At 66.8% G+C, this 25,148-nt stretch carries 24 protein-coding genes and 1 tRNA gene; 6 read left to right on the top strand and 19 right to left on the bottom strand.

All coding sequences use genetic code 11. The features are described 5' to 3' along the window. Window positions 1-18: 18 nt before the first annotated feature. From ACN4E0_RS00730 to hutI, 6 genes are all read right to left on the bottom strand, one after another. Complete coding sequence (locus ACN4E0_RS00730; RefSeq protein WP_419564449.1) at window positions 19-1,809, bottom strand: DUF885 domain-containing protein; 1,791 nt, start codon at window positions 1,807-1,809, stop codon at window positions 19-21. Between the two features lie 100 nt (window positions 1,810-1,909). After that, a complete protein-coding gene (locus tag ACN4E0_RS00725; RefSeq protein ID WP_419564447.1) occupies window positions 1,910-3,706 on the bottom strand; it encodes a flavin-containing monooxygenase in 1,797 nt (598 codons plus the stop codon). A gap of 80 nt (window positions 3,707-3,786) precedes the next feature. Continuing rightward, a complete protein-coding gene (gene hutU, locus ACN4E0_RS00720) occupies window positions 3,787-5,460 on the bottom strand; it encodes a urocanate hydratase (protein ID WP_419564445.1) in 1,674 nt (557 codons plus the stop codon). Next, window positions 5,457-6,245 carry an N-formylglutamate deformylase gene (hutG, locus tag ACN4E0_RS00715; protein WP_419564443.1) on the bottom strand — a complete coding sequence of 263 codons (789 nt, stop codon included), beginning with the start codon at window positions 6,243-6,245 and terminating at the stop codon, window positions 5,457-5,459. Before hutG ends, hutU begins: the two co-directional genes overlap by 4 nt. Beyond that, a complete protein-coding gene (hutH, locus tag ACN4E0_RS00710) occupies window positions 6,242-7,774 on the bottom strand; it encodes a histidine ammonia-lyase (RefSeq protein WP_419564441.1) in 1,533 nt (510 codons plus the stop codon). The genes hutG and hutH overlap by 4 nt, the downstream gene beginning before the upstream one ends. After that, a complete protein-coding gene (gene hutI / locus ACN4E0_RS00705) occupies window positions 7,767-8,984 on the bottom strand; it encodes an imidazolonepropionase (RefSeq protein WP_419564439.1) in 1,218 nt (405 codons plus the stop codon). The genes hutH and hutI overlap by 8 nt, the downstream gene beginning before the upstream one ends. Before the next feature lie 65 nt (window positions 8,985-9,049). Here hutI and ACN4E0_RS00700 point away from each other — a divergent pair, with 65 nt between their 5' ends. Together ACN4E0_RS00700 and ACN4E0_RS00695 are read left to right on the top strand one after the other, a co-directional pair. After that, a complete protein-coding gene (locus ACN4E0_RS00700; protein ID WP_419564437.1) occupies window positions 9,050-10,420 on the top strand; it encodes a formimidoylglutamate deiminase in 1,371 nt (456 codons plus the stop codon). Beyond that, on the top strand, window positions 10,417-11,106 hold the full coding sequence (locus tag ACN4E0_RS00695) for a GntR family transcriptional regulator (protein ID WP_419564435.1): 690 nt from the start codon (window positions 10,417-10,419) through the stop codon (window positions 11,104-11,106). The genes ACN4E0_RS00700 and ACN4E0_RS00695 overlap by 4 nt, the downstream gene beginning before the upstream one ends. 10 nt (window positions 11,107-11,116) lie before the next feature. Here the strand turns inward: ACN4E0_RS00695 and ACN4E0_RS00690 are convergent, their stop codons facing one another. Together ACN4E0_RS00690 and ACN4E0_RS00685 are read right to left on the bottom strand one after the other, a co-directional pair. Continuing rightward, window positions 11,117-11,386 carry a hypothetical protein gene (locus ACN4E0_RS00690; protein WP_419564433.1) on the bottom strand — a complete coding sequence of 90 codons (270 nt, stop codon included), beginning with the start codon at window positions 11,384-11,386 and terminating at the stop codon, window positions 11,117-11,119. A 55-nt stretch (window positions 11,387-11,441) separates the two neighbouring features. Next, complete coding sequence (locus tag ACN4E0_RS00685; protein ID WP_419564431.1) at window positions 11,442-12,083, bottom strand: TetR family transcriptional regulator; 642 nt, start codon at window positions 12,081-12,083, stop codon at window positions 11,442-11,444. Window positions 12,084-12,211: 128 nt separating this feature from the next. Here ACN4E0_RS00685 and ACN4E0_RS00680 point away from each other — a divergent pair, with 128 nt between their 5' ends. Beyond that, on the top strand, window positions 12,212-12,406 hold the full coding sequence (locus ACN4E0_RS00680; RefSeq protein ID WP_419564429.1) for a hypothetical protein: 195 nt from the start codon (window positions 12,212-12,214) through the stop codon (window positions 12,404-12,406). Between the two features lie 46 nt (window positions 12,407-12,452). Here ACN4E0_RS00680 and ACN4E0_RS00675 read toward each other — a convergent pair. Beyond that, window positions 12,453-12,539, bottom strand: a tRNA-Leu gene (locus tag ACN4E0_RS00675). 171 nt (window positions 12,540-12,710) lie between these two features. Here ACN4E0_RS00675 and ACN4E0_RS00670 point away from each other — a divergent pair. Further along, window positions 12,711-13,661: a complex I NDUFA9 subunit family protein gene (locus ACN4E0_RS00670; RefSeq protein ID WP_419564427.1), complete on the top strand. Its 951-nt coding sequence runs from the start codon at window positions 12,711-12,713 to the stop codon at window positions 13,659-13,661. A 1-nt stretch (window position 13,662) separates the two neighbouring features. On the opposite strand, the gene ACN4E0_RS00665 is transcribed toward ACN4E0_RS00670, so the two are convergent. The 4 genes from ACN4E0_RS00665 to ACN4E0_RS00650 all read right to left on the bottom strand — a co-directional run bounded on the left by ACN4E0_RS00665 (window position 13,663) and on the right by ACN4E0_RS00650 (window position 17,333). Beyond that, window positions 13,663-14,130, bottom strand: a complete 468-nt coding sequence (locus ACN4E0_RS00665) for an NfeD family protein (RefSeq protein ID WP_419564425.1) — start codon at window positions 14,128-14,130, stop codon at window positions 13,663-13,665. Window positions 14,131-14,139: 9 nt separating this feature from the next. Beyond that, entirely contained in the window at window positions 14,140-15,147 is a 1,008-nt protein-coding gene (locus ACN4E0_RS00660) for an SPFH domain-containing protein (protein ID WP_419564423.1), read from the bottom strand. A 66-nt stretch (window positions 15,148-15,213) separates the two neighbouring features. Further along, the gene (locus ACN4E0_RS00655; RefSeq protein WP_419564422.1) at window positions 15,214-16,467 is read right to left on the bottom strand and encodes a serine hydrolase domain-containing protein; all 1,254 of its coding nucleotides are present in this window, start codon (window positions 16,465-16,467) and stop codon (window positions 15,214-15,216) included. Beyond that, complete coding sequence (locus ACN4E0_RS00650; protein WP_419564420.1) at window positions 16,467-17,333, bottom strand: dienelactone hydrolase family protein; 867 nt, start codon at window positions 17,331-17,333, stop codon at window positions 16,467-16,469. Before ACN4E0_RS00650 ends, ACN4E0_RS00655 begins: the two co-directional genes overlap by 1 nt. A gap of 114 nt (window positions 17,334-17,447) precedes the next feature. Between ACN4E0_RS00650 and ACN4E0_RS00645 the strand changes: the two genes are divergently transcribed. Both ACN4E0_RS00645 and ACN4E0_RS00640 read left to right on the top strand, forming a co-directional pair. After that, entirely contained in the window at window positions 17,448-19,559 is a 2,112-nt protein-coding gene (locus ACN4E0_RS00645) for a PQQ-dependent dehydrogenase, methanol/ethanol family (protein ID WP_419564418.1), read from the top strand. Between the two features lie 10 nt (window positions 19,560-19,569). Continuing rightward, window positions 19,570-20,028: a beta-lactamase hydrolase domain-containing protein gene (locus tag ACN4E0_RS00640; protein ID WP_419564416.1), complete on the top strand. Its 459-nt coding sequence runs from the start codon at window positions 19,570-19,572 to the stop codon at window positions 20,026-20,028. On the opposite strand, the gene ACN4E0_RS00635 is transcribed toward ACN4E0_RS00640, so the two are convergent. The 6 genes from ACN4E0_RS00635 to ACN4E0_RS00610 form a co-directional block, all read right to left on the bottom strand. Continuing rightward, on the bottom strand, window positions 20,025-20,795 hold the full coding sequence (locus ACN4E0_RS00635; RefSeq protein WP_419564414.1) for a MerR family transcriptional regulator: 771 nt from the start codon (window positions 20,793-20,795) through the stop codon (window positions 20,025-20,027). The genes ACN4E0_RS00640 and ACN4E0_RS00635 overlap by 4 nt on opposite strands. Window positions 20,796-20,842: 47 nt before the next feature. Further along, window positions 20,843-21,697: a formyltetrahydrofolate deformylase gene (gene purU / locus ACN4E0_RS00630; protein WP_419564412.1), complete on the bottom strand. Its 855-nt coding sequence runs from the start codon at window positions 21,695-21,697 to the stop codon at window positions 20,843-20,845. A gap of 74 nt (window positions 21,698-21,771) precedes the next feature. Next, complete coding sequence (locus tag ACN4E0_RS00625; protein ID WP_419564410.1) at window positions 21,772-22,095, bottom strand: hypothetical protein; 324 nt, start codon at window positions 22,093-22,095, stop codon at window positions 21,772-21,774. Between the two features lies 1 nt (window position 22,096). Next, window positions 22,097-23,113 (bottom strand): NAD(P)H-dependent flavin oxidoreductase, encoded by a 1,017-nt coding sequence (locus ACN4E0_RS00620; protein WP_419564408.1) that lies wholly within the window; start codon window positions 23,111-23,113, stop codon window positions 22,097-22,099. Window positions 23,114-23,160: 47 nt separating this feature from the next. Next, window positions 23,161-24,321, bottom strand: coding sequence for a formate-dependent phosphoribosylglycinamide formyltransferase (gene purT, locus ACN4E0_RS00615; RefSeq protein WP_419564406.1), 1,161 nt, complete (start codon window positions 24,319-24,321; stop codon window positions 23,161-23,163). 279 nt (window positions 24,322-24,600) lie between these two features. Next, window positions 24,601-25,148: ACT domain-containing protein (locus tag ACN4E0_RS00610; RefSeq protein WP_419564404.1), on the bottom strand; the 548-nt coding region annotated here is incomplete at its 5' end.

Raw genomic sequence — 25,148 nt, 5'->3', positions numbered from 1 at the left:
TCGTTGCGGGGGCAGGCCTTACTGGCCGCCGCCCGCGATCCAGGCGTCGATCTTGGCTTCGAGCACAGGCAGCGGAATATCGCCCGTGTTGAGCACCTGTTCGTGGAACTTGCGGACGTCGAAATCGTCGCCCAGCGCGGCTTGCGCCTTGGCGCGCAGCTCCTTGATCTTCAATTCGCCCGTCTTGTAGGCGAGCGCCTGCGCCGGCATCACGATGTAGCGCGCGGTCTCGCTCTCGGCGAAGTCGCGCGGCTGGCCGTTGGCGACCATGTATTCGATCGCCTTCTCGCGGCTCCAGCCGAGCGAATGCATGCCGGTATCGACGACCAGTCGGACGGCGCGCAGTAATTCGCCGCCCTGCAGCGCTTCGAGCCTGTGGACGGGATCGTCGTAAAGCCCGAGCTCATAGCCGAGGCTCTCGGCATAGAGACCCCAGCCTTCGCTGAAGGCGGTGAAGCCGCCGTAGCGCATGAATTCGGGCAGATCCTCGTTCTCGATCGCGAACATCGACTGGAAATGGTGCCCCGGGTTGCCCTCGTGCATATAGAGGTTGATCGAGGTGCCGAGCTTGCGTTCGGCGACATTGTAGCCGCTGAAATAGAAGATGCCCGGACGCGTGCCGTCGGCCTTGCCCGACATGTAGCTGGCGGCAAGGTTGAACTTCTCGCGATAGGGTTCGTAGGGCTCGATCTTCAGTTCGGTCTTCGGCTGGCGCAGGAAGACCTTGTCCATCAGCGGATCGACCTGCTCGGCGACGCCGTACCACGCCTGCTGGAGGTCCGCCTTGGTGGTATAGGTTTCGGCAGTGCGGCCATTGGCCTCGGCCTTTGCGGCGTCGATCGCCGCATTGATGCGCGCCACTTCGGAAAGGCCGGTCTGGTGGACCTCTTCCGCGGTCAGCGGCAGAGTGGTCATCTCGGCGATGCGGTAGGAATAGTAATCATCGCCGCCCGGATTGGCGGTCGCCGCGATCGTCTCGCGCGCCTGCGAGAGGTATTCGTTGGCGAGGTAGTCGCGCAGCGTCTGCAGCGCGGGGAACAGCGTGTCGGTCAGCACCGCGCGATGCTCTTCGGTCAGCGCGGCGCGGTCGGCCTCGGCGATGGAGTCGGGGAACTTCTCCACCGGTGCCCAATAGGGGCTCGCCTCGGGGCCTGCCGAAAGCTGCGTATCGAGCTGCTGGATCATCAGTTCGACCGACATGCGCGGCAGGGTGATCCCTTCGCCCGCACCGGTGCGGAAGCGGTCGATCACCTGGTCGACGATCTTGGCGAATTCGCGGTGGCGCGCGAAGTTGTCGCGGTAGTCCTCGGCCGTGTCGAAGGGCATCAGCGCGCCGGGCGCGGAAAGGCGCGGATAGAAGACGTGCAGCCCGCGGAAATGGTCCATCGGCAGCGCGAGGACGGTCGGGAACACGTCGGGCGCGGTCTGGGCGAGCTGGCGCTGCTGGGTGTATTCGAAGGTGTCGTAGGCGATCCTGTCGGTCGCGCCGAGCGCTTCGCGGTCGATCCCGGCAAGCGCGGCGAGGTTGGCCTTCGCCGCCTCGGTTTCCTCGACATAGGATGCGGCGGAATAGTCGCCGAGCTTGTCGGCATCGGTGAAATCGCCGCGGAAGAAGGCGGCGAAGGGATTGCGCTTGAGATAGGCCGCCTCGCTCGCCTCGAACAGGGCGTGGAGCCGGTGCGTGGCGTGTTCGGCGGCGGACATGCTCGCGTGATGCTCGGCATGGTCCTGCGCGAAGGCGGCAGGCGCCGACACGGTGGCACAGGCGATGGCGATCGCCGAAGCGACGCGGGTCAGGTTAGTGGTCATGTGAATCTACCCCCAGAAAATCAGAGAGCGAGGCTAGCGGGGGCAGTGCCCGCAGCAAAGCCCCTTCGACCAACCGTGCAACAGGGTCCGCGAACGGCGTTCAGCCGAACTCGAGCCCTTCGAACCTGCCCGATTTGCGCCACTGGTCGATATGGGTGAAGAACCCCTGTGCGCCCGCCGGATGGCCCATGGCGAAACGCTCCTGCTCGCCATAGCCCTGCCCTTCGTTGTTATAATAGCCGGGGGTGCATTCGGTGCTGCCGAGCCGCGCACCGGGGCCGGTGAGGAGGAACTCGATCCACTTGCTCTCGGCCTCCGCGCTCGGTTCGACCGTGGCGTGGCCCTTGTCCTCGGCATGTTTGACCACGCAGGCGACGGTATCGGCATGGTCGACGAGATTGTGCGGATAATTGGCGATGAAGGCCGCGGCCTGGTTCTGCTGGACGAAGAACATGTTGGGGAAGCCGTGGACGTGCAGACCGTGGAAACTCTTCATCCCGTCCGCCCAATAATCAGACAGCTTCTGCCCGCCGCGCCCGGTGACGTCGTAGCCCGCGCGCTCGGTGAAGTCGGTGCCGACCTCGAAGCCCGAGGCGTAGACGATGCAGTCGACTTCGTATTCGCGACCGTGGGCCATGACGCCCCTGGCTGTGATCCGCTCGACACCCTTGCCGTCGGTATCGACCAGATGCGTGTTGGGGCGGGTGAAGGCCTGCAGATATTCGTCGTGGAAGCACGGGCGCTTGCACAGCTGGCGGTACCAGGCCTTGAGCTTTTCGCCCGCTTCGCCGCCGACGATCGCCTCGGCGCGCGCGCGGATCTCGCTCATCTTCTGGTTATCTGCATCCTCGAAGGCGGCCATGATCCCCTCGGGCGTGCGCTGTTCGGGCGGCATGTCGATGACCTGCGCGCGGATGCGCTTGCCGAGGTCGGTCCAGCCGTCGTCGACGAGGTCCTCGGCAGGGAAACCGACGCCGAGATTGGCGACGAAATTCTCCTGCCAGGCCTTCTGCCAGCCGGGCCCGGTGACGCTGTCGAACCAGTCGCGCTCTAGCGGGCGGTTGTTGCGTTCGTCGACCGAGGACGGGGTGCGCTGGAAGACGTGGAGTTCCTTCGCATCGCGTGCGACATTGGGCACCACCTGCACCGCGGTAGCGCCCGTGCCTATGATGGCCACGCGCTTGTCGGCCAGGCCGGTCATCGGATCGCCCTCGGGCGTCCCGCCGGTATAGCCATAGTCCCACCGGCTGGTGTGGAAGCTCTTGCCTTCGAACAGCTCGATACCGGGCAAGCCGGGCAGCTTGGCGACATGCAGCGGGCCGGTGCCCATGCCGACATATTTGGCGGTGAATGCGTCGCCGCGATCGGTCCGCACTATCCAGACCCTGCGCCCCTCGTCCCATTCGAGATCGGTCACCTGCGTGTGGAACAGCGCCTTGTCGTAGAGATCGTACTGCTTGCCGATACGGCTGCAATGGTCGCGGATTTCGGGGGCGTGCGCGTATTTCTCGCTCGGCATGTGCCCGGTTTCCTCCAGCAGCGGCATGTAGATCATGCTCGCCGTGTCGCATTGCGCGCCGGGATAGCGGTTCCAGTACCAGGTGCCGCCGAAATCACCGCCCTTCTCGACGATGCGATAGTCGCTAATCCCGGCTTCCTTCAGCCGCGCGCCGACCACAAGGCCGGCAAAGCCACCGCCGATGAAGGCGAAGGTGACGTGATCGGTGAGTGCATCGCGCTCCGTGCGCGGGGTATAGGGATCGGTGGCGAGATCGGAGAACTCACGCTCCAGCCGGACATATTGCGCGGCGCCGTCGGCGCGCAGGCGCTTGTCGCGTTCCTCGGCATATTTGCGCCGCAGCGTGTCCTTGTCGATCACCGGTGCCGTGCTTGCCATCTTTCCCTCCCCGTTGCATCCGTCTCGATTCGCAACCGAAACATCATGCGACGGGGATGCCCGTCCGGCAAGCGCGCAAGCTACTCGCCCAGGATCGCGGGTAGCCGCAGGCCTTTCTCGCGCGCGCAGTCCGCTGCATCCTCGTAGCCCGCATCGGCATGGCGCATGACGCCCGTTGCCGGGTCGTTCCATAGCACGCGTTCGAGCCGGCGCGCGGCATCCTCGGTCCCGTCGGCGACGATCACCATGCCGGCGTGCTGGCTGAAGCCCATCCCGACACCGCCGCCGTGGTGAAGGCTGACCCAGGTCGCGCCGCTGGCGGTGTTGAGCAGCGCATTGAGGAGCGGCCAGTCGCTGACCGCATCGCTGCCATCCTTCATCGCTTCGGTCTCGCGGTTGGGGCTGGCGACCGAGCCGCTGTCGAGATGGTCGCGCCCGATCACCACCGGGGCCTTCAATTCGCCGCTCGCGACCATCTCGTTGAAGGCCATGCCGAGCCGATGGCGGTCGCCCAGCCCGACCCAGCAAATGCGCGCGGGCAGGCCCTGGAAGGCGATCCGCTCGCGCGCCATGTCGAGCCAGTTGTGGAGATGGTGGTTGTCGGGCAGCAGTTCCTTCACCTTGGCATCGGTCTTGTAGATGTCCTCCGGATCGCCCGACAGCGCGGCCCAGCGGAACGGGCCGACCCCGCGGCAGAACAGCGGGCGGATATAGGCGGGGACGAAGCCGGGAAAGGCGAAGGCGTTCTCGAGCCCTTCCTCGAGCGCGACCTGGCGGATGTTGTTGCCATAGTCGAGCGTCGGCACGCCCGCATCCCAGAAGGCGAGCATGGCCTCGACCTGCCTGCGCATCGAGGCGCGGGCGGCCTTCTCCACCGCCTTGGGGTCGCTTTCGCGCTTGGCGCGCCATTCGCCCATGGTCCACCCTTCGGGGAGGTAGCCGTTGACCGGATCGTGTGCGCTGGTCTGGTCGGTGACGATGTCGGGGCGCACGCCGCGCCTGACCAGTTCGGGGAAGACTTCGGCGGCATTGCCGAGCAGGCCGACCGACTTGGCCTCGCCCGCGGCGGTCCACTTTTCGATGAGTGCCAGCGCCTCGTCCACGCTGTCCGCCTTCTCGTCGAGGTAGCGCGTGCGCAGGCGGAAATCGATCGACTCGGGATTGCATTCGACCGCGAGGCAGCAGGCCCCGGCCATGACCGCGGCGAGCGGCTGCGCGCCGCCCATGCCGCCGAGCCCGCCGGTGAGAATCCACTTGCCGGCGAGGTTGCCGCCGTAGTGCTTGCGCCCGGCCTCGACGAAGGTCTCGTAGGTTCCCTGAACGATGCCCTGCGTGCCGATGTATATCCAGGACCCCGCGGTCATCTGGCCGTACATCATCAGGCCCTTGCGATCGAGCTCGCTGAAATGGTCCCAATTGGCCCAGTGCGGCACGATGTTCGAATTGGCGATGAGCACGCGCGGGGCGTCGGCGTGGGTGCGGAACACGCCCACGGGCTTGCCCGACTGCACGAGCAGCGTCTCGTCGTCCGACAGCGTCTTGAGGCTCGACAGGATCGCCTCGAAATCGCCCCAGCTGCGCGCCGCGCGGCCGATCCCGCCATAGACCACCAGTTCGTCGGGATTTTCGGCCACCGCGCGGTCGAGATTGTTCTGGATCATCCGAAACGGCGCCTCGGTCTGCCAACTGCCGCAGGTGAGGTCGGGCCCGGTGGGCGCCTTGATCTCGCGGGCGTTGCGGCGGTCGATACTCATGCAAACTCTCCGAAGGTGCTCTCGATGCCGGCGAAGACCTCGGCGAGCGTGTCGCGCAGGTCGGCGGCGGTTTCGGGGCAGTAGGCGAAGGGCGGTTCTTCCGCCTTCAGGTAGGTCTTCTGCGCGATCTCCATCTGGATCGCGTGGATGGCCTCGTCCGGGCGGCCGTAATGCCGCGTGGTCCAGCCGCCGCGAAAGCGCCCGTTGAGGACGTGGCTGTAGGGGCCATTCATGCAGGCCATCGCCACAGCGCGTTCGATCGCGGGGGCGCAGGTGGCGCCACTGTCGGTGCCGATGTTGAGGTCGGGCAGCGTGCCGTCGAACAGGAACGGCAGGCGCGACTGGATCGAATGGCAGTCGTAGAGCACGGCGAAGCCATGCGCCGCGCGGATGCGGTCGAGTTCGGCCTGCAGCGCCGCGTGATAGGGCGCGTGGAACAGCTCGCGGCGACGCGCGATCTCGGCCTCGTCGGGCTCTGCGTGCCAGATCGGCTGGTTCTCGAAATCGACCAGGGGCACGAGACCGGTGGTGTTCTGCCCCGGATAGAGGCTGGCACCGTCGGGCGGGCGGTTGGCGTCGATCACGTAGCGATTGAACTCGGCGCGGACCACCGTCGCCTCGGGCACGAGGCCGTCGTAGAGCTGCGGGATATGCCAGTCGGTATCGGCGAGCATGGCGCCGCGTTCGGTCAACCCGGCGCGGATGTCCTCTGGCACGAAACTCCCCGAATGCGGCTGCGCGAGCACGAGCGGCGAGCTGCCGCGAATGACGGTGACCGGGCTCACGGCGCGAAGCCTGCGATCGTGTCGGCGGCGATACCTTCCGCCAGCACCTGCCCGCCGAGCAATTCGGCCATGGCGGCGATGTCGGGTTCCATCAGCCGGTCGCCGGTGAGTGCGGGCGAGGCGGCGCGGATGCGCTCCATCGTCGCCTGCAGCGTGGCGCTGGTTTCAAGCGGGGCTCTACATTCGATCCCCTGCGCGGCCGTCATCGCCTCGATGCCGAGAATGGCGGCGAGATTGGCGTTCATCTCGAACAGGCGCCGCGCGCCGTGGCAGGCCATCGAGACGTGGTCTTCCTGATTGGCCGAGGTAGGGGTGGAATCGACCACGCGCGGATTGGCGAGCGCCTTGTTCTCGCTCATCAGCGCAGCGCTGGTGACCTCGGCGATCATCAGCCCCGATTGCAGCCCCGGCGAAGGCGCGAGAAAGGCGGGCAGGCCGAAGCTCAGCGCCGGATCGACCAGCAGCGCGATCCGCCGCTGTGCGATGGCGCCGATCTCGGACACCGCGATGGCGATGCCGTCGGCCGCCATGCCGACTGGCTCGGCGTGGAAATTGCCGCCCGAGACGATCGCCCCGTCGCTGAGCACCAGCGGGTTGTCGGTCGCGGCATTGGCCTCGATCCGCAGCACGGTGCCGGCATGCGCGAGCTGGTCGAGGCAGGCGCCGATCACCTGCGGCGCGCAGCGCAGGCAATAGGGGTCCTGCACGCGCAGATCGTCGTCGCGGTGACTCTCGCGGATCTGCGAGCCCGCGAGCAGCGCGCGGATCGTGCGCGCGGCGACGATCTGCCCGCGATGGCCGCGCAGCGTGTGGATCTCGTCGCGGAAGGGCGCGGTCGAGCCCATCGCCGCATCGAGCGAGAGCGCGGTGGTTACGAGCGAATTGACCGCCAGCCGCCAGCTGTCGAACAGCGCCGCGAGCGCGAGCCCGGTCGAGACCTGCGTGCCGTTGAGCAGCGCGAGACCTTCCTTGGCCTCGAGCACCAGCGGTTCGAGGCCGGCACGCTGCAAGGCCGCACCCGCCGCCATGCGCTCGCCCCTGTAGAAGGCATCGCCCTCGCCGATCAGCGTCGCCGCGACATGCGCGAGCGGGGCGAGGTCGCCCGAGGCGCCGACCGAACCCTTTTCGGGCACGACCGGAATGATATCGGTCTCGACCAGCTGCTGCAGCCGCTCGACCACGACGGGGCGCACGCCCGAGGCGCCGCGCCCGAGCGAAAGGCATTTGAGAGCGATGATGAAACGGACGATTGCGGGCGCGAGCGGGTCGCCGAAACCGGCGCTGTGCGAGAGCACCAGATTGCGCTGGAGCGTGCCGAGATCGGTCGCGCCGATGCGGACGCTGGCGAGCTTGCCGAAGCCGGTGTTGACCCCGTAGATCGCCTCGCCCGAACCGAGTGCCGCGGTCAGCCGCTCGGCGGACTGCTCGACCGCCGCCATCGCCGCGTCATCGATCCGGAAGGCGCCGGTCGAGCGATAGAGCGCTTCGAGGTCGGCCAGCCCGAGCGATCCGGGCGAGAGGTCATGCATCGTGGTAGTGCCCTGCGGTGATCCGGCCGCGCAGCAGACGCCCGCCGATCCAGTAGCTGAGAAAATCGGGATGGTCTGCGCGCCACACTGCGAGATCGGCGCGCTTGCCCGCTTCGATGGTGCCGTAGTCCGCTTCCAGACCCAGCGCTTTTGCCCCGTTGCGCGTCGCGCCGGCGAGCGCTTCCTCTGCGGTCATGCGGAACAGCGTGCATCCCATATTCATGGCCAGGCGCAGCGACGACAGCGGCGAGCTGCCCGGGTTGCAGTCGGTCGCCAGCGCCATCGCCACACCGGCCTCGCGCAAGGCATCCATCGGCGGCAATCGGGTTTCGCGCAGCGCGTAGAAGGCACCGGGCAGCAGCACCGCAACGACCCCCTTCCCGGCCAGCAGCGGCGCATCCTCGGGCGCGAGCCATTCGAGATGATCGGTCGAGAGCGCATCGTATTCGGCCGCGAGCACCGCGCCCTTGAGATCGCTGAGCTGTTCGGCATGGAGCTTCACGCGGATGCCCAGTTCGCGCGCCGTCTCGAACACGCGGCGCACCTGCTCCGGCGAGAAGCCGATGCCTTCGCAGAAGCCGTCGACCGCATCGACCAGCCCTTCGGCGGCAGCGGTCTCGAGGCCGGGGATGACCACCTCGTCGATATAGCGGTCGGCCTCGCCCTCGAATTCGGGCGGCAGGGCATGCGCGGCGAGCCAGCTCGTGCGGATGCGGACCGGGCGCTCGCGCTCGATCGAGCGCGCCACGCGCAGCATGCGCAGCTCGTGTTCGATACTAAGGCCGTAGCCCGACTTGACCTCGATCACCGCGACCCCGTCGGCCAGCAGGTCGTCGACCCGGCGCAGCGCGTCGGCGAGCAGGTCTTCGTCCGAAGCGGCGCGCGTGGCGGCCACGGTAGAGCGGATCCCGCCCCCGGCCCGAGCGATCTCCTCGTAGCTGGCACCTTCTAGCCGCAGCGCGAATTCGCGGGCCCGATCGCCGCCGAAGACGAGGTGCGTGTGGCAATCGACCAGTGCGGGCGTAACGAGGGCGCCACCGAGATCGACCTGTTCCCATTCGGCATAGTCGGCGGGCATCTCGCCGCGCGGGCCGATCCAGCCGATCCGGCCTTCCGTCACCGCGATGGCCGCATCCTCGACCAGCCCATAGCCGCGCTCGCCCTCGACCAGGGTCGCGGCGCGGCAATGGGTGAAGACTCGGCCTGTCATGCTCTTGCACATCTCCTCGCTGTGAGATTATGTATGCACATAATATGGGAAAGGCGCAACGGCGAATGGCTGGCATCATCTCGGCACGGCAGGTCCTCACGCCCATGGGATGGCGCGCCGACCACGCGATCCATGTCGACGATATGGGTATGATCGCCGAGGTGTCGCCGCGCGGCTTCGATCCGGCCTCGGCGGTGGGCACCGCCCTGCCCGGTCTCGCCAACGTCCATACGCACAGCTTCCAGCGCGCGATGGCGGGGCTGGCCGAAGCGCGTGGACCGACGGGAGCGGACGATTTCTGGACCTGGCGACAGGTCATGTACCGCTTCCTCGACGTTCTCACCCCCGATCATATCGAGGCGATCGCCGCGATGGTGCAGGTCGAGATGGCCGAAGCCGGCTACAGCGCCTCGGCCGAGTTCCACTATCTCCACCACCGCGTCGGCGGCGGGCACTACGAGGACATGGCCGAAACCTCGCGCGCGATCTTCGCCGCGAGCGCGGCGAGCGGCATCGGCCTGACGCACCTGCCCGTGCTCTACAGCCAGGGCGGGCTCGACGGCCGCGCGTTGAACGGCGGTCAGCTGCGCTTCGGCTGCACCGCAACGGAATTCGAGACGCTGTATGGGGGCATTGTCGAAGCCGCCCGCGGCCTGCCCGCCGACTTCCGCCTCGGCGTCGCTCCGCATTCGCTGCGCGCGGTCGACCGCGCGGGGCTCGATGCCTGCCTCGCGCTATGCCCCGACGGGCCGATCCACATTCACGCCGCCGAACAGGTCAGGGAGGTCGAAGAGGTCGAGACGCATCTCGGCGCGCGGCCCGTGCGTTGGCTGCTCGACACTCTGCCCGTCGACGAGCGCTGGTGCCTGATCCATGCGACGCATTGCGATGCAGGCGAGGTCGCGGGTCTGGCCGCCTCGCGCGCCGTCGCGGGCCTGTGCCCGACCACCGAGGCCAATCTCGGCGACGGCATCTTTCCCGCGCGCGACTATCTCGCCGCAGGCGGGTGCTTCGGGGTCGGATCGGATTCGAACATCCGCATCGCCGTGGCCGAGGAGCTGCGCATGCTCGAGGTCTCGCAGCGGCTGAAGCACCGCCAGCGCGCGGTGCTGAGCGACGATGCGACGCGCTCGACCGGACGCTATCTCTACGAACGCGCCGCGCGCGGCGGGGCGCAGGCCATCGGGCGCAATGCCGGGGCGATCGAGGCCGGCATTCTGGCCGATGTGGTCGCGCTGCGCGACGATCTGCCCTTCCTCGACTGGCCACAGCCCGACCAGCGGCTCGATGCGTGGATCTTCGGGGTCGAGGGCCGCGCGGTCAGCGATGTCTGGTCCGCCGGGCGCCACATCGTAAGCGGTGGGGAGCATATCCGGGCGGCCAAGATCCGCACGCGCTTCGCACGCGTAATCCGCGAGCTGGGCGCGGCGCTGTGAATGCCCGGACGCATCGCGGCATCCGCGAGGCGATCCGCGCGCGCATCGTCGCGGGCGAATGGCAGCTGGGCGAGCTGATCCCCGGCGAGGTTGAGTTCGCCGAAAAATATGCCTGCTCGCGCACCACGGTGAACCGCGCGCTGCAGGCGCTGGCCGAGGAAGGCATGGTCGAGCGCAAGCGCAAGGGCGGCACGCGCGTGCGCCCGCTGCCGCTGCCGCAGGCGCAGCTTCGCATCCCCCTGCTCCGCGAACAGGTCGAGGATACCGGCCGGGCCTATCGCTGCGAGGTTGTCGATCGCAGGATCGCTCGCGCGCCGCGAGCAATCGCCGAACGGCTCGACACCGGGGAAGCCAAGGCGGCCTATCTCGAGACGCTCCACCTTGCCGACGAGCGCCCTTTTGCCTTCGAGGCGCGGTGGATCAGTCTCGTCGCCGTCCCCCAATTCGCCGAAGCCGATCTCGGCGGGTTGAGCGCCAACGAATGGCTGGTGCGCACGGTCCCCTTCACCCGGGGCGAGGTTGCCCTGTCGGCTGGCTCGGCCGAGGAACGGGTGGCCGATCTGCTCGGGGCCGAGCAGGGCGCAGCGCTGTTCACCATGGACCGCACCACCTGGCTCGGGGACCGCCCCGTCACGACCATGCGGCTGCATTACACGCCGGGCTACAGGCTCGAATTCCCCATCTAGCCTAGCGGGTTCAATTCTCGTCGTTCTCGGTCGCCCCCGCCAGCAGGTCGCCGAAATTGCGCGCCGCATCGCGTTCCGCCTCGGTCTTGAAAGCGACGTCGAGATCGGGCGCTGCATCGAACAGGTGGAGCAGCGCCCATAGCGCAAAGCGCTTGCCCGGATCCTTCTCGAGCCCGAGATCGACCCGGCAGTGCTCGATCCCTGCCGCGAGCGCGTCGGGCGAGATGGCGGTCAGGTCGTCCGAAGCGAAGTAGCGGCGCAGGAGATCGTCGAGGTGCATGGCGCGCAAGATAGGCCGTCGCGCGCGGGCGGCAAGCGATCGATGATGCGTTTGATCAGGAAAGCAGGCCGGCCATCAGCGCCTCGACCGTGTGCGCCTTGTAGCGTTCGTGCAGCGCATCGCCGGCTTCCGCGATGCCGCCGAACACCGCCGAAAGCGTGAAGCGGTTGGCATAGAGCCCGTCGGCCGAACCGATCGTGTTGAAGTAGAACAGCTTGGGATCGACCTTGCGGAACTCGCCCGAAGCGATGCCGTCCTGCATGATCGAGTGCTGCGCCTGGGCTATCGGCTTCAGCAGTTCTTCGGCGATATGATGAACGCGCTCGGTCGACGCATCGCGGACCATCGCCTGGATCAGACGATTGAGATAGGGAATCTGGTAATAGGTATCGAGGATGCCTTCGAGGTGGAGGCGCATCTTCTCGGTCGGCGTGGCCTTGAGCCGCAGGAGCGCCTCGAGCTGCCGGATGCGCACGCCCACGTCCCTCTCGAGCAGCGCGAGAAGCATGCCTTCCTTGCTGCCGAAATAGTAGCGGATCATGCCGTGGTTGACCTCGGCCCGCGCGGCGATGTCGAGGATTCCGATCTCGACCGTGTCGAGTTCGCGCATCAGCGAACTGGCGGCCTCGAGCAGCGTGTCGCGGATCGTGCCCTTGGCAACCTGCCTTTCGGCTGTGTCCGACCGTCCGCGCTTCATGACCGCCTCCATGGGGCATTTCGCCCGACGAAGGCAATCGCCAGGCGGCCGTTACGAGACCCGGCGCAGGCGGACGCGCCCGGTGCCCTCGCAGCCGACAAGGGCGGCAACAGGGCGATCGGTCGTCGATGACCGGCCACGACGCGCGCGAAAGGGAAACGGCCTGGGCGCCGGGCTCAATCCATTTGACGAGCCACTCTTCCGCAACCGCTTCAAAGGTATTGGCCGCGGCATATTTGGCGGCGATCCGCGCGCGCTTCTTCTCGAGTGCAGGATCGATCCGAGGGCGCCAGACGGCGATCTTCGGTCCAGAAATGCTGTGACACCAGCCGCTTACTGGACGCTTCCGGATGTATCCAGAGCCAGTATTGGTGCCCAGAAGAGGACTCGAACCTCCACGCCCTTGCGAGCGCCGCCACCTGAAGACGGTGCGTCTACCAATTCCGCCATCTGGGCACACTGTCGCTGGCCGGTCATCGAAGCTCGGCTGCGGGTAGGCGCGGGCCAGTAGCGAAGGCAGGCGCACCCTGTCAACGCCTTTCGTCAGCGCCGGAACGCTTGCGGGAAGACGAATGTTGGGGCTAGGGCGCAGCGCGAGAGACACCTTCGAGGAATCAGGCGAATACCATGGCGAAAAGCGGCGCGTTGAACGGCAGGCTGGTGGTGCTGATGGGCGGCAGCGGCTTCATCGGCAATTACGTGGCGCAAGCGCTGCTCGAACGGGGCGCGCGCGTGCGGATCGCCAGCCGCCATCCCGAACAGGCCTTCAAGCTGAAGCCGCTCGCCAATCTCGGCCAGATGCAGTTCGCGCGCTGCGATGCCGCCGACCGCCAGTCGGTCGAACGCTGCATTGCGGGCGCCGATGCGGTGGTGAACCTCGTCGGCTCGTTCAGCGGCAATCTCGGCCGGATCATGGGTGAGGCGCCGGGCTGGATGGCCGAAGCCGCCGCGCGCGAAGGCGCCGGTGCCTTCGTCCACGTCAGCGCGATCGCCGCCGAGCCCGACGAGGATACCGAAATCGAATATGCCGCGGCGAAGAAGCTCGGCGAGGAACGCGTCCTCGCTGCTTTCCCCAAGGCGACCATCCTGCGCCCCGGTATCCTGTTCGGCAAGGACGATGCTTTCATCAACATGTTCGCCGGGCTGATTTCGACCCTACCCGTGCTGCCGGTCTTCGCGCCCGAGGCCAAGCTGCAGCCGGTCTATGTCGACGACGTGGCCGAAGCGGCGGTGCGCGCGCTCGAGGACCCGGGCAGTTTCGGCGGCAAGATTTTCGAACTCACCGGCCCCGAAACGCTGACGATGATGGAGATCAACGAAGCGATCGCCGCGGCGCAACACCGCCACCGCAGCTTCCTGCCGATGCCCGACGCGCTCTCCGCGCTGTTCGCCGCGCTGCCCGGCACGCCGATGAACGGCGATCAGTGGCAGCTCCTGAAGCAGGGCAATGTCGCATCGGGCCAATTCCCCGGCTTCGACAAGCTGGGCATCGCACCCAAGCCGCTCGACCTGTTTCTCGACCGGTGGATGGTGCGCTATCGCAAGCACGGCCGCTTCGCCGACCGGGTGAGCGCCTGAGCTAGGCCTCGGCGGCGCCCTCGCCGCCGAGCAGCGCCACCGGTTCGACCAGCAATTCGGCGCCGCGGCTGCCGGTGATGCGCACGCGCGTGCCCGCTGCGGCATCGGCGCCGCGGGCAATCCATTCGCTGTCGCCGACCTTGACGCGGCCCGCGCCGCTTTCGATCGCCTGCGTCACCAGCGCGATCTCCCCCACCAGCCGCCCGGCGCGATTGTTGAGCAGCGGGTCGGAGGAGACGATCGGGCGGTCGCGTAGCCAGCGCTTGGCCGAGTAGGCGAAGATCATCGAAAGCGAGACCCAGGCGATGACCTGCATGGCGAGCGATGGTGCCGAAACGAAGGCGAGCACGGCGGTCGCCAGCGCCGCCATGGCCAGCCAGATCAGGTAGACGCCCGGAACCAGCATTTCGAGCAGCGCCAGCGCGAGGCCGGCGATCAGCCAGATCCAGTAGGTGTCCACGCCGTCCATCCGCCAGCCCTAGCCGTCGCGCGAGCGCGGAACGCTGGGTCGGGGGACCGGCGTCCGCTCGCGCGGCTCGGCAATCGGCGCGCCCGCATCGGCGGCGCGTTCGCCCTGGTCGAACGTGCCCTTCACCAACTCGCCGATCCCGCCGAGCGAACCGATCAGCTGCGTCGCCTCGACCGGGAAGAGGATGGTCTTGGCGTTGGGGCTCTCGGCGAATTTGGCCACCGCCTTGGTGTATTCCTGTGCGACGAAATAGTTGATCGCCTGGTTGCCCGAGCTGGCGATCGCGTTGGAGACCATCTCGGTCGCCCGCGCCTCGGCCTCGGCCGCGCGTTCGCGCGCTTCGGCATTGCGGAACTGGGCTTCGCGCTTGCCTTCGGCCTCGAGGATGGCCGATTGCTTGCGCCCCTCGGCGCGCAGGATCGAGCTGGTCTTGTCGCCTTCCGCCTCGAGGATTTCGGCGCGCTTGAGGCGCTCGGCCTTCATCTGCCGCGCCATCGCCTCGGAAATGTCGAGCGGCGGGCGGATGTCCTTGATCTCCACGCGGGTGATCTTGATACCCCAGGGCGAGGTCGCATGGTCGACCACGCTCAGCAGCCGGGCGTTGATCTCGTCGCGCTTCGACAGCGTCTCGTCGAGATCCATGCTGCCCATGACCGTGCGCAGATTGGTGGTCGTGAGCGCCATGATCGCCTGGTAGAGATTGGCCACCTCATAGGCCGCCTTGCCCGCGTCGAGGACCTGGAAGAAGACCACCGCATCGACCCCGACCATGGCATTGTCGGCGGTGATGATTTCCTGCCCGGGGATGTCGAGCACCTGCTCCATCATGTTGATCTTGCGCCCCACCCGATCGATGAAGGGGACGATCAGGTGCAGGCCCGGATCGGCCGCGTTGGTGAACTTGCCGAAGCGCTCGATGGTGTAGACATAGCCCTGCTTCACCACCCGCACGCCCATCATCAGGAACAGCACGGCGACCAGCACCAGCAAGATCAGGACCAGCGAACCTTCGAGCATGACAACCCTCCTATCGAGGTTTCATGGTAACGCGGCCGGAGCGGGCCGCAAGCGAAAGCGGTGCCTCTATTGGGGTCCGGTATAATCGGCGGCGTAGATAGCCTGACGAATATCGTGGTGCAGGCTTCCGTCGAAGTCGATCTTCTGGGTGAAGAATACCACGGCCATGTCCTGTGCGGGATCGACCCAGAACAGCGTCGAGGCGAGCCCGTCCCAGAAAAATTCGCCGCGCGTGCCGCGATTTTCCCCGGGCGTCAGCGGCGGACCATTGCGCACGAAAAAGTCGAAGCCGAAACCGCCGTTGCCCTTGTCGGGCAGGAACCAGCGATCTTCGGGCGCGATACGCGGGTCGAGCTGGTCGGTCGCCATCAGCCGCACGGTCGCGGGCTGCAGGATCCGCACGCCGTCCAGTTCGCCCTCGCCCAGCAGCATGCGCGCAAAGCGCATGTAATCGTCGATCGGCGCGACGATGCCCGAGCCGCCCATGGTCATCGGCTTGCCGGCGAAATTGGGCTCGAGCCATGCGTCGCGCGGCATTGGGGCGAAGGTGCCGTCCTCGCCCTGAACGTAGATCCGCGCGAGCCGGTCGAGATCCGCCTCGGAGCGCTTCCAGCCGCTGTCCTTCATGCCGAGCGGCTCGAAGACATGCGCCCGCACATAGTCGACGAAGGGTTCGCCCGAGAGCACCTCGATCAACCGTGCCTGCACGTCGACCGCGGCGCTGTAATGCCACTGCGTGCCCGGCTGGTAGAGCAGCGGGACCCGCGCCAGCTTCTGGGAGAATTTGGCCAGCGTGTTGTCGGAGGAAAGCGGTTCGAGCGCGAGCCAGGCGCGGTCGGACGCATTCTGCGGCGGCCCCCACGGCCCGTAGCCGAAACCGGCGGTGTGGCGCAGCACGTCGCGAATGGTGATCTTGCGCCGCGGCGGCGCGGTGATCGCCTCGCCGGACTCGCTTTCGCCGGTCAGTACCTGGGTCGCCGCATATTCGGGCAGATACCATTCGAGCGGATCATCGAGCCCGAAGCGGCCCTGTTCCCACAATTGCATGAGCGCAACGCCGGTGACCGGCTTGGTCATCGAGAAGAGCTGGACCAGCGTGTCGCGCGCAAAGGGGCGGTCCTCTTCGCGCACCGCATCGCCGGCGCTGGCGAAACAGGCCTCTTCGCCATGATGCCAGACCAGCGCCGAGGCACCCACCGTCCGGCCTGCGGCGACAGCCTCGTCGAGAAAGGCCGCTGCCGCGGCGCAATCGGGCGCAAACTCTTCCGCGACAGCCGGGCTGGCCAGTGCCAGCGCGACGAAGCCAAGCATCAACCGCATCACAGCGCCTTGGCGTAGAGCGCCAGCAACCGCGCCCAGGCACGTTCGGCCTCGGGCTCGTCGTAGGAGGGCGAGTCGGGCACGCACCAGCCGTGATCGCCGCCATACACCTCGATCTCGGCATCGGCGCCGGCGGCTGCTGCCGCCTCGCGCAGCGCGGTCTTGTCGTCGGGCGCCTTGGCGTCGTCGTTCTTCGCGATGGCGATGAGATAATGCGCGCCTTTTCGCATCATGCGGTGCGGGCTCTGTTCGCCCTCGCGCACCAGCCCGCCACCGTGGAAGCTGGCCCCGGCCATCATCGAGGCATGCGCTGCCGGGGCGACGAGGGCGAAGCTGCCCGTCATGCAATAGCCCTGCGCGCCCATGCCGCGGGTGCCGTCGACCGCATCCTGGGCGAGCAGCCACTCCACACATCCCGCCGTGTCGCTGACGATCGTGTCGACCGTGAATTTCTGGCGCCACGGGGTGACCTTCTGGAAGCCCCCCTGCCCGGCGAAATCGGCGAAGTCGGCGAACTGCTGTCCGGCAACGTCGCGATAATAGGGATTGGCCAGCAGCACCGCGTAGCCTTCCTTGGCGAGCCGTCTGGCCATCTGCCGCTTGGCCGGGCGGATGCCGGCGATGTCGGGCCACAGGATCACGCCGGGGTGCTTGCCCGTGGCGGGATGGAAGAATTCGCCGTCCATGGTGCCATCGGCGATGGCGAAGCTGACTTTGCGCTCGGCCAAGGGTGCGGGGCTGCTCTCGCCCGCCGTTCCTTCGATCGGCGCGCAGGCAGCGGCCCCTGCGGCGATCGCTCCCGCACCGAATGCCCGTCGGCTCACGGCGCCCTTTGCCCAGCGGGCGAGATCCTGTTCGTCGCACATGCTCGTCTCTCCTTCTGTCCGCCATCCTAGAACGCAGCCAGCGATGGACAAGCCTTCGCGCGCACGGCAGGATGGGTTTCATAGAGCGACGCAAATGTCGCCGGGGAGAAAGCGATGCGGGGGATCGGATGGGCGGCGCTGGCGCTGCTGGCGCTGGGCGGTTGCAGCATGGGGGCAGGCGAAGCCGATGGTCCCGTCCTGGCCACCGATGGGGTGACCGATGCCATGCTCGCGGCGGGCAATGGCGACGAATGGCTGACCTATGGCGGCGATTACGCCGAACAGCGCTTTTCCCCGCTGAAGCAGATTACCGTCGCCAATGTTGGCGAGCTCGGGCTCGCCTGGTCGGCCGATCTCGACACCGCGCGCGGGCAGGAAGCCACCCCGCTGATGCACGACGGCGTGCTCTACATCTCGACTGCCTGGAGTATGGTGAAGGCCTATGACGCCAAGACCGGCGCGCTCAAATGGGCCTACGACCCCGAAGTGCCGCGGTCCAAGCTGGTCGAGGTGTGCTGCGATGCGGTCAACCGCGGCGTCGCGCTCTATGGTGACAAGCTCTATGTCGCGACGCTCGACGGGCGGCTGGTCGCGCTCGACCAGAAGACCGGCAAGGTGCTGTGGGACAAGCTCACCATCCCCGAGGGGTCGCAGATGGCGATCACCGGCGCGCCGCGCATCGTCAAGGGCATGGTGGTGATCGGCTCGGCGGGGGCGGAGTATTTCACCCGCGGGTATCTTGCGGCATTCGACGCGCAGAGCGGCAAGGAGTTGTGGCGGTTCTACACCGTGCCGGGCGATCCTTCGAAGGGCTTCGAGAACGAGGCCATGGAAAAGGCCGCCAAGACCTGGAGCGGCGATTGGTGGAAGCGCGGCGGCGGCGGCACGGTGTGGGATTCGATCACCTACGATCCGCAGGGAGACCTGATCTATTTCGGCACCGCCAACGCCGAGCCGTGGAACCCCGCGCATCGCAACACCGAAGGCGCGGGCGACAGCCTCTACACGGCGTCGATCGTCGCAGTGAAACCCGACACGGGCGAATACGTCTGGCACTTCCAGGAGACGCCCGAGGATCGCTGGGATTTCGATTCCAACCAGCAGATCACCGTCACCGACCTGACCATCGACGGCAAGCAACGCCGTGTTGTGATGCATGCGCCCAAGAACGGGTTCTTCTACGTACTCGACGCGGCGACGGGCAAGTTCATCTCGGGCAAGCCTTTCGTCGATGGGATCAACTGGGCGAGCGGGCTCGATCCGGTCACCGGCAAGCCCAAGGTCAATCCCGAGGCGAAATACGAGGTGACAGGCAAACCCTTCGTCGGCGTGCCCGGTGCGGTGGGCGCGCATAGCTGGTCGCCGATGAGTTACAGCCCGACCACGGGCCTCGTCTACATCCCGACCAACAACACCCCGCAATACTACATGGGCGATCCCGACTGGGAGCCGGGGACAACGGGGTTCCAGATCGGCCTCGACGTCAGCGGCGGCAACTTCCCCGCCGACAAACCGACCCGCGATGCGATCAAGGCCGGCCTCAACGGCGCGCTCGTCGCCTTCGACCCGATTGCGGGCAAGGTGAAGTGGAAGGTTCAGCAGACGAGCCCGACCAATGGCGGGACGCTGGCGACCGCGGGCAATCTCGTGTTCCAGGGCACTTCGACTGGCCAGTTCAAGGCCTATACCGCCGACACGGGCAAGGAGCTGTGGTCCTTCGCGACGCAGACCGGCGTACTCGCCGCGCCGATGACCTATGCGATCGACGGCGAGCAATATGTCGCCGTGCTGGTCGGCTGGGGCGGCGTGTGGGACGTTTCGGCGGGCAAGCTCGGCGGCGGGATCACGCCCAATGTCAGCCGCCTGCTGGTGTTCAAGCTGGGCGCGAGCGGCAGCCTGCCGCCGCTCAAGCCGACCCCGGCGCTGGTGCTCGATCCCCCCGCCCCGGCGGGGACGCCGCAGCAGGTCGCGCTGGGCGAGAAGCTCTACAGCAACAGCTGCAGCGTCTGCCACGGCGTCTCGGCGGTCGCGGGCGCGCTCAACCCCGACCTGCGTCACTCCTCGACGCTCGGCAAGAAGGACCTGTGGCAGCAGGTGGTCCATGACGGCTTGCTGGCGGACAACGGCATGGTCGCGTGGAAGGGCCAGTTCAGCCGCGACCAGATCGAGGCGATCCGGCTCTACGTCCTCAAGCGCGCCAACGAGGACAAGGCGCTCGAGAAATAGGCCCGCGAAGATGGAAGACCCGTCGGACATCCGCAACTGGCAGCGACGGCCCGACGGGATCACCACCTCCGGGCGGCTCGAGCCGGGCGATCCCGCGCGGCTCGCCGCGATCGGGGTCCGCCATGTGATCAATCTGGCACTCGACGATCATCCCGACGCCCTGCCCGATGAAGCGGCGGCGCTGGCGGCGGCGGGGATCGGCTACACGCATATACCGGTGCCGTTCGACGCCCCGACCCGCGACCATGTCGCGCAGCTGGGCCGCGCGCTGGCCGAGGCGGAAGGGCCGGTCCACGTCCATTGCATCATGAACTGGCGGGTGAGCGCTTTCTTCTACCTGCTCGACAAGCAAGCGGGCGTGCCCGAGCGGGAGGCGCACGCACGCATGGCCGCGATTTGGGATCCGCTTGCCAGCGACGATCGGCGAGCAGCGCCGTGGAAGGCGCTGCTCGCACCCGGACTTCGCTAGCCCGTGTTCTTGCCCACCTTGCTGGCGGCCTGGACGAAATTCCACACTTCGTGGTCGAGGCCCGGATCGGGTGCCCCCTCGCCCCAGTTCGGCATGTCCGAATACATCTTTGACACGCCTTCCATCATCGCCGGGGTGGCGATGCGGGTGAAGGGTTCGAGCAGTTTCTGCCATTCACCCAGCAGCGCCTGCGCCTCCTCGCTCGCGGGATCGAGCGGCAGCGCCGCCTTGATCTTCCCGCCGAGCGCCTGCCACTGCGCCGAATATTCGGCCTGGTCGAAGCCCTCGGGGTAGGGCGCCGCCGCGAAATCGGCCTGAGCCTGCCCGTCGAGATATCGGGACGACACATCGTCCCATTGCTGTTTCTCTGTCATGATCCTGTTTCCATGTTCGATCAGCGAGCAAAGCGTCGCGGCATCGAGGCGCTCGCCAGCGTCGATGCGTGACACGGCCAGCCGGAGCGATCCGGCGGCGCGTTCGAGGGTTTTCCGCTCGGCTTCGACCGCGTCGATCTGGCGGCGGAGGATGGCGCCGATATCGGGTGCCCCTCCGCTGGCGAGGACCTTGCCGATCTCGGCGAGGGTGAAGCCCGCCTGCTTGAGCGCGACGATCCGCTGGAGCCGTTCGAGATCGCTCGCCGAGAACACCCGGCGGCCCGAGCTCGAGCGGAACGGCCTGACCAGCCCGCGCCCCTCGTAAAAGCGCAGTGCCCTGCTCGTCAGCCCGGTGCGGCGCACCACTTCGTCGATTGTCAGCGAATCATTCATGGCGCCCTGATAGCGGTTGACGCCGGGTCAACTTCAAGCGCCAAATGTCAGCTCCGGAACACCACCGTGCGCTTGCCGTTGAGCAGCACGCGTTCCTCGAGGTGGAGGCGGACCGCCTCAGCGAGGACGCGGCTCTCGATGTCGCGCCCCTTGCGGACCAGTTGCTCGGGCGTATCGGCGTGGCTGATCGGTTCGACATCCTGGTGGATGATCGGCCCTTCGTCGAGATCGGTGGTGACGTAATGCGCACTCGCGCCGATCATCTTGACCCCGCGCTCATAGGCCTGGTGATAGGGCTTGGCGCCCTTGAAACCCGGCAGGAAGCTGTGATGGATGTTGATGCAGCGCCCGGCGAAATGCGCCGCCTGCTCGTCCGACAATATCTGCATGTAGCGCGCGAGCACCACCAGTTCGGCCCCGGTGTTGTCCGCGATGGCGCGGACCTGCGCCTCCTGCTCGGGTTTGGTCTCGCGGGTGAGCGGCAGGTGATGGAAGGGGATGTCGCCCAGATGCGTATGTTCGATCGCCTCGCGCGGATGGTTGGAGACGATGGCGACCGGCTCCATCGGCAGTTCACCGATGCGCCAGCGATAGAGCAGATCGGCGAGGCAATGGTCGAACTTGCTGACCATGATCAGCACGCGCCGGGGCCGGTCGCGCAGGGCGAGCTTCCATTCCATGCCATAATCTTTCGCGACCCCCGCGAATTGCTCACGGATTGCGGCGCGCGAGGCGGCACCGGGGTCGAATTCGACCCGCATGAAGAAAGCGTCGCTCGTGCGATCGTTGAACTGCTGCGCTTCGAGGATGTTGCCGCCGCGCTCGAACAGGAATGAGGCGACGCGCGCGGTGATGCCCGGGCGGTCGGCGCAGGACAGGGTGAGGACAAGCGGTTCGGACATTGGAGCTCAATCTCCCGCAGCGCCCTCAGGACGCAAGTACAAACGCCCTTGGGTGCCGCCAAGGCAACCTTAGCTCAATCGAAGTCGAACACGACCTTGCGTATGCCGGCCCCGATCAGGGCCGCGTGGATGCTCGCCTTCTCCTCGTCGTCAAGCTGCGTTTCGCAGCTTACGATGTGGGCCACGGGCTCACGGATCTCGAAAGCGCCCTCGGCCAGGACCTTGCGGGTGGCTCTGACGATGGTGTCTTCGAGATGGCGGGTATCCGAAACGATCGATGTATCGGATGAAAATCCGAATTTTGCCGGCTGGTCGGCAAACGTTTGAGTCTCACGGTGGGTAACCTGCACCCGGTTCCGGTAGATTGCGACGTCGACGTCGAGACGATGTACTGTCATTTCAGCGTCGGGTTAGCGCCTCTTCGCTCTGCGCCATCAGCTTCTCGATAATCATGGCGACCGGTTCCTCTTCTTTGAGCATCCCGACCGACTGGCCGGCCATCAGGCTGCCGTTCTCGACGTCACCGTCGATCACCGCCCGGCGCAGCGCGCCAGCCCAATAATGCTCGATCTGCAACTGGGCTTCGCCCATTGCGATTTCTTCTCGGTCAAGAACGCCGGCAATCTCGATCTGTTTCCGGGTAAATTCCTCGGTTCCCTTGTTTTTCAGCGCGCGGACCGGGATCACGGGCAGGCGCGGGTCGACCTGAACGCTGGCGATCGCGTCGCGTGCGGAGGCGCGGAAGAAGGCCTTCTTGAAATCGGGATGGGCGATGCTCTCCGTGGCGCAGGCGAAGCGCGTGCCGAGCTGGACGCCTGCGGCGCCCATTTCGAGATAGCCGGCGATCGCCTGGCCGCGGCCGATCCCGCCGGCGACGAAGATCAGGTGTTCCTCTGCCAGCTCTGGCAGCATTTCCTGCGCCAGCACGCTGGTCGAGACCGGGCCGATATGACCGCCGGCCTCCATGCCCTCGATCACCAGCGCGTCGGCACCCGAGCGCAACAGCTTCCTGGCCAGCGCCAGCGTGGGCGCGAAGCAGATCACTTTGGCGGGGTTCTGGCCGCCCTTGATCGCCTCGACGCTGCCCTTGGGCGGGATGCCGCCCGCGAGCACGACATGGCCGACGCCATGCTTCTCGCACACCTGGATTAGGTCGAACAGATCGGGGTGCATGGTGATGAGGTTGACGCCGAAGGGCTTGTCGGTGAGCGCCCTGGTCGCCGCGATCTCACGGTCGAGCAGTTCGGGCGTCATCGCGCCGCAGGCGATCACGCCGAAGCCGCCGGCGTTGGAGATGGCGGAGACGAGATTGCGTTCGGAGACCCAGCTCATCGCGCCGCACAGGATCGCGGTTTCGCTGCCGAGGAAGTCTGCCCCGCGCTGCATCAGGCGGGCGGTCTTGGGAAAAGTGCTCATGCGCAGGGCGCTTAGGGCGGCCCTGCCGCTACGGCAAGCCGGTTGGCTCAGTCGCCGTAGAGGATCCGCACCCTGTGCGCCGCCTCGCGGGCCTTGCGGCGCGCCTCGTCGGTGTCGCCCGCGGTAGCCAGGGCCACGCCCATGCGGCGATAGGGCCGGCTGGTGGGCTTCGCGAAGATACGGATATCGGCGCCCTCGGCCATCGCCTCCGCCAATCCTTGGTAGGCCAGACTCGCGCTGTCGCGTTCCGCCAGGATCACCGCGCTCGCGGCGGGTCGCGCGCGCAGCTCGGCAGGGACCGGCAGGCCCATCACGGCGCGGGCGTGAAGGTCGAATTCGGTCAGGTTCTGGCTGATCAGCGTGACCATGCCGGTATCGTGCGGGCGCGGGCTGAGTTCGGAGAAGATCACCTCCTCGCCCTTCACGAAGAACTCGACCCCGAACAGGCCGTAGCCGCCCAGATCGTCGACCACCTTGCGCGCCATCTCCTGCGCCCTGGCGATGGCGGCATCGGACATCGGGGTCGGCTGCCAGCTTTCCTGGTAATCGCCGCGTTCCTGCCGATGCCCGATCGGCGGGCAGAATGTCACCCCGCCCTTGTGGCGCACGGTCAGCAGCGTGATCTCGTAGTCGAAATCGACGAATTGCTCGACGATCACGCGCTGGCGGTCGCCACGCATGTTGGCGCAGGCATAGTCCCACGCCTCCTCAAGCTCCGCTTCTCTGCGCACGGTCGACTGGCCCTTGCCGCTCGATGACATGACCGGCTTGATGACGCAGGGCAGGCCGGTGTGCTGCGCCGCGGCCTTCACCTCCTCGAGGTTCTTGGCGTAGCGATATTTCGAGGTCACGAGCCCGAGCTCGTTCGCCGCGAGGTCGCGGATCGCGTCGCGGTTCATCGTCAGCTGTGCCGCGCGCGCCGAGGGCACGACGGTGAAGCCTTCCTCCTCCAGCTCGGCAAGGACCGAGGTGCGGATCGCCTCGATCTCGGGGACGATATAGTCGGGCCGATGCCTTTCGGCGGCCTCCCGCAGCTTGTCGCCATCGAGCATGGAGAAGACCTCGCGCGCATCGGCCAACTGCATGGCGGGCGCATCGTCATAGCTGTCGCAGGCGACCACATAGGCGCCGAGCCGCTTGGCCGAGATCACGAATTCGCGCCCCAGTTCCCCCGAACCGAGCAGGAGGATTTTGGATGTGTGGCTCATGGCGCTTCCGTCAGTCCTTACGCCCATTGGCATCGGATCCATGTAAACGGCGCCGCCCCACATAGTGAAAAATCAGCGCTGTGATGAAGGATGCGAGAAACAACAAAAAGGCAGCCTTTAGGACGTCTGCAAGGACTGCTGCGTGCCCCATCTCCGCAAATGCCCCGGACTGTTGCTGGTGCAAGATCGCCAAGACAAGTAGTATCGAAAACACCGAAAAGGCGCGCCATGTGCTGCGGACAATTGATGCCCACCCATCAATCAGAGAGTCGCGCCGGTTCAAGCAGCCTCATCCGCCGCATCGAGTCCATAGGCGGTGTGCAGCACGCGGACCGCGAGTTCGGTCTCGTCCTCGTCGATCATCACGCTGACCTTGATCTCCGACGTGGTGATCGCCTGGATGTTGATCCCGCGGTCGGCGAGGGCCTGGAACATGGTCGCGGCGACGCCGGCGTGGCTCTTCATGCCCACCCCGACGACCGAGATCTTGGCGATCTTGCTGTCGGTGATCAGGCGGTTGTAACCGATGTCGTCGCGCCGGTCCTCGAGCAGCGCCTGTGCGCGCGCGAGGTCGGCCTGCGGCACGGTGAAGGTCACGTCGGTCTCGCCCTTGTCGCGGCCGACGTTCTGGATGATCATGTCGACATTGATCGCGGCCTTGGCCAGCGGGTCGAAGATATGCGCCACCGCACCCGGCTTGTCGGGCACGCGGGTGAGGATCACCTTGGCCTCGTTCTTGTCATGCGCGATGCCGGTCACGTGCTGGCGTTCCATGTCGCCCTTCTCCACCAACTGGTTCATTTCTTCTTCCGACACGATCATCGTGC

It is taken from the genome of Qipengyuania sp. (genome assembly GCF_048550555.1).
Classification (GTDB): domain Bacteria; phylum Pseudomonadota; class Alphaproteobacteria; order Sphingomonadales; family Sphingomonadaceae; genus Qipengyuania.
This window is presented reverse-complemented; position numbering and strand designations above follow the sequence as displayed.

What these genes read in the sequence shown, in the direction of transcription:
- ACN4E0_RS00730 (WP_419564449.1), bottom strand. Translation starts at nt 1,809, where the DNA reads ATGACCACTAACCTGACCCGCGTCGCTTCGGCGATCGCCATCGCCTGT.
- ACN4E0_RS00725 (WP_419564447.1), bottom strand. Translation starts at nt 3,706, where the DNA reads ATGGCAAGCACGGCACCGGTGATCGACAAGGACACGCTGCGGCGCAAA.
- hutU (WP_419564445.1), bottom strand. Translation starts at nt 5,460, where the DNA reads ATGAGTATCGACCGCCGCAACGCCCGCGAGATCAAGGCGCCCACCGGG.
- hutH (WP_419564441.1), bottom strand. Translation starts at nt 7,774, where the DNA reads ATGCATGACCTCTCGCCCGGATCGCTCGGGCTGGCCGACCTCGAAGCG.
- hutI (WP_419564439.1), bottom strand. Translation starts at nt 8,984, where the DNA reads ATGACAGGCCGAGTCTTCACCCATTGCCGCGCCGCGACCCTGGTCGAG.
- ACN4E0_RS00700 (WP_419564437.1), top strand. Translation starts at nt 9,050, where the DNA reads ATGGCTGGCATCATCTCGGCACGGCAGGTCCTCACGCCCATGGGATGG.
- ACN4E0_RS00690 (WP_419564433.1), bottom strand. Translation starts at nt 11,386, where the DNA reads ATGCACCTCGACGATCTCCTGCGCCGCTACTTCGCTTCGGACGACCTG.
- ACN4E0_RS00685 (WP_419564431.1), bottom strand. Translation starts at nt 12,083, where the DNA reads ATGAAGCGCGGACGGTCGGACACAGCCGAAAGGCAGGTTGCCAAGGGC.
- ACN4E0_RS00680 (WP_419564429.1), top strand. Translation starts at nt 12,212, where the DNA reads ATGACCGGCCACGACGCGCGCGAAAGGGAAACGGCCTGGGCGCCGGGC.
- ACN4E0_RS00670 (WP_419564427.1), top strand. Translation starts at nt 12,711, where the DNA reads ATGGCGAAAAGCGGCGCGTTGAACGGCAGGCTGGTGGTGCTGATGGGC.
- ACN4E0_RS00665 (WP_419564425.1), bottom strand. Translation starts at nt 14,130, where the DNA reads ATGGACGGCGTGGACACCTACTGGATCTGGCTGATCGCCGGCCTCGCG.
- ACN4E0_RS00660 (WP_419564423.1), bottom strand. Translation starts at nt 15,147, where the DNA reads ATGCTCGAAGGTTCGCTGGTCCTGATCTTGCTGGTGCTGGTCGCCGTG.
- ACN4E0_RS00655 (WP_419564422.1), bottom strand. Translation starts at nt 16,467, where the DNA reads ATGCGGTTGATGCTTGGCTTCGTCGCGCTGGCACTGGCCAGCCCGGCT.
- ACN4E0_RS00650 (WP_419564420.1), bottom strand. Translation starts at nt 17,333, where the DNA reads ATGTGCGACGAACAGGATCTCGCCCGCTGGGCAAAGGGCGCCGTGAGC.
- ACN4E0_RS00645 (WP_419564418.1), top strand. Translation starts at nt 17,448, where the DNA reads ATGCGGGGGATCGGATGGGCGGCGCTGGCGCTGCTGGCGCTGGGCGGT.
- ACN4E0_RS00640 (WP_419564416.1), top strand. Translation starts at nt 19,570, where the DNA reads ATGGAAGACCCGTCGGACATCCGCAACTGGCAGCGACGGCCCGACGGG.
- ACN4E0_RS00635 (WP_419564414.1), bottom strand. Translation starts at nt 20,795, where the DNA reads ATGAATGATTCGCTGACAATCGACGAAGTGGTGCGCCGCACCGGGCTG.
- purU (WP_419564412.1), bottom strand. Translation starts at nt 21,697, where the DNA reads ATGTCCGAACCGCTTGTCCTCACCCTGTCCTGCGCCGACCGCCCGGGC.
- ACN4E0_RS00625 (WP_419564410.1), bottom strand. Translation starts at nt 22,095, where the DNA reads ATGACAGTACATCGTCTCGACGTCGACGTCGCAATCTACCGGAACCGG.
- ACN4E0_RS00620 (WP_419564408.1), bottom strand. Translation starts at nt 23,113, where the DNA reads ATGAGCACTTTTCCCAAGACCGCCCGCCTGATGCAGCGCGGGGCAGAC.
- purT (WP_419564406.1), bottom strand. Translation starts at nt 24,321, where the DNA reads ATGAGCCACACATCCAAAATCCTCCTGCTCGGTTCGGGGGAACTGGGG.